General features: G+C 49.1%; 1 protein-coding gene. It reads left to right on the top strand.

Features of this window, described 5'->3' with window-relative positions; genetic code table 11:
* Positions 1 to 695, top strand: a 695-nt coding sequence (locus A3750_RS00950; RefSeq protein WP_156498283.1) for a DUF58 domain-containing protein, incomplete at its 5' end; no start/stop codon positions are given.
* Between the last annotated feature and the right edge of the window lie 10 nt (positions 696 to 705).

Genomic DNA, 705 nt, shown 5'->3' with positions numbered 1-705 from the left:
AGCGTGAGCGACCCGTCATGATTTTATGTGATCAGTCAGCATCGATGTTTTTTGGCAGCAAGGACTGCATGAAATCCGTTCTCGCGGCAAGAAGCGCTGCACTATTGGCGTGGAGTGCACTGTCACACAACGACCGTGTCGGCGGCATTGTGTTTAATGAAAAAGCCAAGTTGACCGTAAAACCGGCCCGTAGCCGAAAAGCATTATTGCGTTACTTCAAGCATTTAGAAGAAGCCAACAACGCGCTGACAGCGACTTCGCTCAGCGAGGGCGGCATTTTTGATAAGCATTCATTCACTGAAGCGCTCATTGAGGCGAATCAAGTCACGCGCCCAGGAACCTTGGTTTTCGTAATCAGCGATTTCCATCGATTAGATGCCAAGGCAAGCCAACAGCTCAGCGCTCTCGCTCGTCATAATGAGTTAATACTTCTTCGCTGTAGCGACCCTCTTGAACACACGCTTCCAGTAGGCGGTATTCTGCCAATACGTAATGGTGACGATGTGTTTTATCTGAGTCCAGAAGAGCAGCAAACGCATTCGGCTCTTCGTGCATGGGACGACAACATTGAGCGTCAACTATCGCAACTAGCAAAATCTCGGAACACCAACTTTTGGGACATTTCTACAGGCAAGTCGGTTGACTCACAGCTACATCAAATTACCAACCAAGTTCGGGGTGTTGGACGACGATGAATGCGCTTGA

Source organism: Oleiphilus sp. HI0079 (assembly GCF_001635105.1).
Note: the sequence above shows the minus strand (reverse complement) of the source record. Positions and strands in the feature narration are given on the sequence as shown.